This window comes from Nocardia sp., assembly GCF_025465275.1.
Taxonomy (GTDB): Bacteria; Actinomycetota; Actinomycetes; order Mycobacteriales; family Mycobacteriaceae; genus Nocardia.
Window position 1 is genome coordinate 1 of sequence record NZ_JAODNK010000210.1, and the last position, 4,975, is coordinate 4,975.

The 4,975-nt window shown below is 64.2% G+C and carries 3 protein-coding genes; 1 reads left to right on the plus strand and 2 read right to left on the minus strand.

The window, feature by feature from the left end; all coding sequences use genetic code 11:
• Positions 1 to 325: 325 nt before the first annotated feature.
• Both JWN03_RS42080 and JWN03_RS42085 read right to left on the minus strand, forming a co-directional pair.
• Entirely contained in the window at positions 326 to 2,098 is a 1,773-nt protein-coding gene (locus JWN03_RS42080) for a hypothetical protein (protein WP_297627974.1), read from the minus strand.
• 673 nt (positions 2,099 to 2,771) lie between these two features.
• Positions 2,772 to 4,025 carry a cytochrome P450 gene (locus JWN03_RS42085; protein WP_297627976.1) on the minus strand — a complete coding sequence of 418 codons (1,254 nt, stop codon included), beginning with the start codon at positions 4,023 to 4,025 and terminating at the stop codon, positions 2,772 to 2,774.
• 282 nt (positions 4,026 to 4,307) lie between these two features.
• Between JWN03_RS42085 and JWN03_RS42090 the strand changes: the two genes are divergently transcribed.
• Positions 4,308 to 4,805 carry a hypothetical protein gene (locus JWN03_RS42090; RefSeq protein WP_297627978.1) on the plus strand — a complete coding sequence of 166 codons (498 nt, stop codon included), beginning with the start codon at positions 4,308 to 4,310 and terminating at the stop codon, positions 4,803 to 4,805.
• Positions 4,806 to 4,975: the final 170 nt, after the last annotated feature.

Sequence of the window (4,975 nt, forward strand, 5' to 3'; positions counted from 1 at the left end):
CGCATATCCCCGGGTTTCGCGCATGACCGAGGCCGCCGACCTGAGCCCGGCCGATCAGTTCTCGTACGGCTTGCGCCGCATCCTCACTGGGATCGCGGACTCTCAGCAGACAGCGCAGTGATCACGACATGCACCGAGCCGGTCCTGCCCGAACGGAAACCCTCCAAGCGACACACTGAAGCTCGAAACAGTCGCTCGCAACCCCAACAGGTCGGCAACGTCCATCCCATCCTCATCCACGCGACCATCATCGGCGTTGCGCGGTGGGAGGGCCTACCGGATCGGGCGCCGCGACGGGCGCCCGATCCTGACTTCCTCGGCGGGATCAGTGACGGCGCGGATCGTCGCAGCGCGATTCCCACGCGGCAGGTAGATCCTCGGATAGTACTGGTGCGCCGAGGATTTCATCGTCGAAGCCGAAGGCTTCCAGCAGTGGGGGCAGGGCCTGGGCGAGGGTGTCGATGGCTCGTCGCAGGTGCTGCTTGATCGTCTCGACTGCGTCGATGTCGAGCAGGCGATGTGTGAGATACCAGGTGGTGTGCTGATCGAGGTAGCTCAGTGCGAAAACGTCACGCACGGCGGCGATCTCGGCGTGTTCGGTGCCGTGTTCGTGGAGCAGTTGCAGCGCCTCTTCGGCGCAGTAAGCCTCCGACAGCGCGAGTGCGTCCGGAATGATCGCCAGCCGTGCCTCGAGCCCCGGCGTCGCCAGGTACTGCTGTGCTTCCTGCACGATCGTCAAGGTGCGAGCGTGGAACAAGCTCAAACGGTCGCCGGGGTCGGCGGGATCGTGGACACCGGCTTCGGGCGCCGGCTTGCCGGCGAGGTGTTTGGCCAGGACCCGACCAGCTACCGAACCCAGGACGTGGCAATCTCCCTCGCCGGTGATGGCCGCGTGGCAAACCCCGATATAGTCGGCGACCCGGTTGGCGCTGAACATGCCCTGGGCAGCCATCTTGAGGCGACTGTTCGTCACCGAACTCAGCGCGTGTGGCTGGATGAAGTGCTTGGCCAGCATCACCGAGACGACGGTGTCGCGATCGGTGAGATCGCTGCCCGCGAGCGATGTCTTGATCGCGTTCCCATAGATCGTGCGGGCGACGGTGCCGGCCAGGTCGGTGAGCAAAGTGTCACGCACGTGCGGAATATCTGCCATGCGCGGGTTGTCGAAGGGTGTCAGTGGCACTGTCCGTTTGGCGGCGTAGCGCAGCGCGATGTAGAGCGAGGCACGGGCGGTGGCGTTCAGACAGGATGCGAGTGCCAATCGGCCCACGGTGAGCTGGCTGATCGCCGAGGCGAATGCCCGCTTTCGGCTGCTCTCGTCTCGCCAGGTCAGCACGCCGTGCTCGTCGATGGTGGCGAGGTCGTTGCTCAGCCAGGCACTGCGCTCGACCCGGAGGTTGTCGAACCTGATCACCGAGTTGTCCATGATCACCAGCGGCTGGTGGTCGAGTTGGGTGATCGTCACCCCCGGTGCGGGTTCTCCGTCGGCGTCACGCAGCCGAGCGGTGAACAGGTGCACGCCCTGATCCACGCCCGCCGCGTCGATGAAGCGGGCACCGACGACGCAGACCCGGGCGACCGGGATGCCGACGCTGGGCATGAATTTGCGTGCCCGCGGGTTCGGGGTGTTGATCGCGAACCCGCCGCCGTCCCACGTCGCGGTGGTCTGCATGAATTGGATGTTGGAGCCGCATCCGTACTCGGTCAGCAGCATGACGCCGATGGCCGACGCGTCGTCCAGGTCCTGCAGATACGGTGCGGCCGAGTCGGAATCGGTGAGGGTGGCAAGGCTGCCCGAGGCCAGGTTGTAGTGGCCGGAGATCAGCGGAATCAGGTCTGTCGCCAGCACTGCCGACCAGTCGAACACCGCGAACAGCGCGGGCAGGTCGATCGCGATGTCGCGGGTACTGCCGATATCCTGGACCAGATACCGCAACTGGTCGTAGGCGTTCTGCCGCCGCTGCTCCTGGCTCTGTTTCTCGGTGACGAAGTAGTCCGGGTTGCTCAGGACCTTCTGCAGCTGCTGGTGGAAGTCCAGGCTGCCGTGCCGAAGAAGCTCGGCCAGCGATGTCCCTACCTTGTGCCCGTGCGTACCCATAACCGCCTCCTACTCATTCACGATCCCAGCGGTGACTGATCCACCGGTGGGCATACGAGGCCATCGCTGCCGCACTTCGACGCACCGGGCCCGCGGTTACCGCGTGCTCAGTCGGGGCAACGCGGGGACCGGTAGAAGGGGAAGGCGATCACCTGTCACAAGCTCGACGCATCACACACCTTTACGTGAGATTCCGTTCGGTACCTGGCCATTGGGTTCCGCGGCCGGTGCAAGCCGAGTCGACCCGGCGCAGAACCCGGCGCCCGAGGAACCGCAGGTACGCCGGACAAAGTTCCTGAAGCCACGGCGCCGATCGGGTCGTGTCGGCGGGGCGGGCGCTCTGGTCGTATCGGCCGGGCGGCAGCATGTAACCGCTGGTGAACCACTATGACAGTCGTGTCGATCCGCGTGATTCGTTGCCGCAGTGCCGCCTTCGGCCTAACATTCACGAATTGTAATGTTACACAATATGTCTCATGGAAACTCGTGAACGTTGCCAGGGCTATGGGGTGATAGTCGCGCCCGATCGCTGCCTTCGCCGGTCAGGGTGCGATTCTCGACGACCGGCGGCCATCAGTGGATCCATCACGTGCCGCAGGTGGTGGTGCCGCATGGTCGTGGTAGCTGGGCGAGCAGCTCAGCCACCACGGATTCGATGCGCCGGGAGCGGTGCCTACAGAGTGCGGAACGGGCGAGTAGGGGGGAACACCACGGGCAGCGCCGTCAGTGCTCGGTGGAACGGGCCGGGGCGCCATACGAGGTCCTCCACGGCGACCGCGAGTTTCGCTTCCGGGAGGTAGTCCAGGAGCTGATCGATGACGTCCTGCGCGAGCAGGATCCCGTAGGGCCGGGCGTGCGCGGGGCAGGCGTGATCGCCGGAGCTGAATGCCAGGTTCCAGCCATTGTCCAGGGAGCTGCCAGGGTCCAACTGCGGATCGGTGTTGCAGGCGGCCATGCTGATCACTACCGGCTGATGCGCGGGCAGCCATACGTTGTCGATCAGGGTGGGCTGGCGAGGGTAGGTGATGCAGTAGTTCGCCATGGGCGGGTCGGTCGCCAGCCGCTCGTCGATGGCATTCCTCGTCGGCAGCGGAATCCCTTGCACCGTGGTGGTGAAGCGGGTGTCGGTCATCATCAGCAGCAGTGTGTTGGCGATGAGGTTCAGTGGCGGTTCGACACCTGCGGCGAACAGCAGGACCAGCTGATGGACCATTTCCTCGTCGGTGAGCCTGGCGGGATGCTGGACCAGTCTCGTGGTGATGTCATCTGCCGGCTGAACGCGCTTGAGTGCCGTGAGGTCGAGCAACGCTTCGCCCATTTGCGCGTTGACCGTGGCCGTGTCCACACCGTCGAACATCGCGGCACTGGCGGCGGCGACCCTTTCACCGATTTCCGGTGGGCAGCCGAGTATTTGGCAGAACACCGAGAAGACCAGGGGGAGGGCGTATTGGCTCAATACGTCTGCGTGTCCGTCTTCGCAGAACGTGTTGACCACACCGATGGCGGTACTCTCCACCATCGATCGCACCGCGTGCAGGTTGATCCCCGCGAAGGCGTCGGTCAGGGTCTTGCGGTAGCGAGCGTGCTCGGCACCGCTGGTGCGGATTGCGTTCGGTCGATATTCGACCATCGGCATGATCGGGATACCGGCAGGTACGGTTTTCTGCCAGGTGCTCGGGTCGGCCGGAAAACGACTGGAGTCGTTGAGGATACGTACTGCGGTCGCGTATTTGATAACCAGAGTTGCAGGTACTCCCGGCCATATCTCGATCGGTACCAGCGATCCGTAGTCGCTGCGCATCCGGCGGTAGTGCCCGTGGGGATCGGCGGCGAATTCCGGTGTGTAGATCGGGATTCGAGGCCCGATGTCCTCGATCGGCGAATTCGAGCTGCCGGTAGCACCCTGATGCGTGTGCTGCGAATACACGTGGGTCTCCTTGAAATCGGTTGCGGCAGAATGATACCCAAGGAAGGCGGTGGACACGCCCGGGATTCGATCGACGCCCGGCCCGCAGCAACGTTGCGGCTGCATCAGAATCGCCGGGTGAGGTGATCCCTTGGCCAGGCGATCTGCCGACAACCACCGTGGATGTCCGGGCTCTCAACCGTCACAGGCGAATCCGCAGAGTCGCAGCCGTCAACTTCCCGTGCGCGCCGGGGCAGTGCGAGTATTCACTGCGCCGCAGGGGCGGCCCGAAGGGAGCAGACAGTGGACAGCACGGATACCGAAGGCACCGATACCCAACATGTTTCGGATTCGATCGTGGTCAGATATCCCACCCCTACGCAAGAGGACCTTCACCGCCTGAACGAATACCTGACGGCGCGCGGTTGGGTCATCGAGGACTTCGGTCACCCCGGCTCGAAGGATGGAATCGATCCCGAATCAGGGTGGCGCTACTCCGCCAGCTACGCCGGTGTGGCGATGAATCAGATCGATGACGTGACCCCGGGCCCGCTGCTGTGCTTCTTCCGGCTGGAGTGCGGGGCTGGTCGCGATCCCGAACTTGCGGTCATCTCTGCTGGGAATTATGGCGGCTGCGCGGCCCATATCCAGGCTGAGTGGCAGTTTTCGCCCGGTGAAGGCAACGAAGTGAGATTGGCCGATCTCTCGACTTTGCTCGACAAACTTGAACCCACCGCGCGCAGTCTCAATCCCAGGGAGCTGGTCGAGTGCCGGTTCTTCGGTCCATGCGGGCAATCCTGACCTGCCCACCAAGCCCACTCCGAGCCCGAAACTGGGCTCGGGCCGCCGGCCGGTTCGCGGTGCTCACGTTATCGGGCGGTGACCCTGCCCGGTTCAGGCGCCGAGGTATACCGGCAGTGAGCCGTGGCCGTTGGAGATGAACGAACTGATCGTGCCGAGGTCAGCCGGGT

Coding starts and splice junctions, on each gene's coding strand:
- JWN03_RS42080 (WP_297627974.1), bottom strand. CDS start 2,098: ATGGGTACGCACGGGCACAAGGTAGGGACATCGCTGGCCGAGCTTCTT.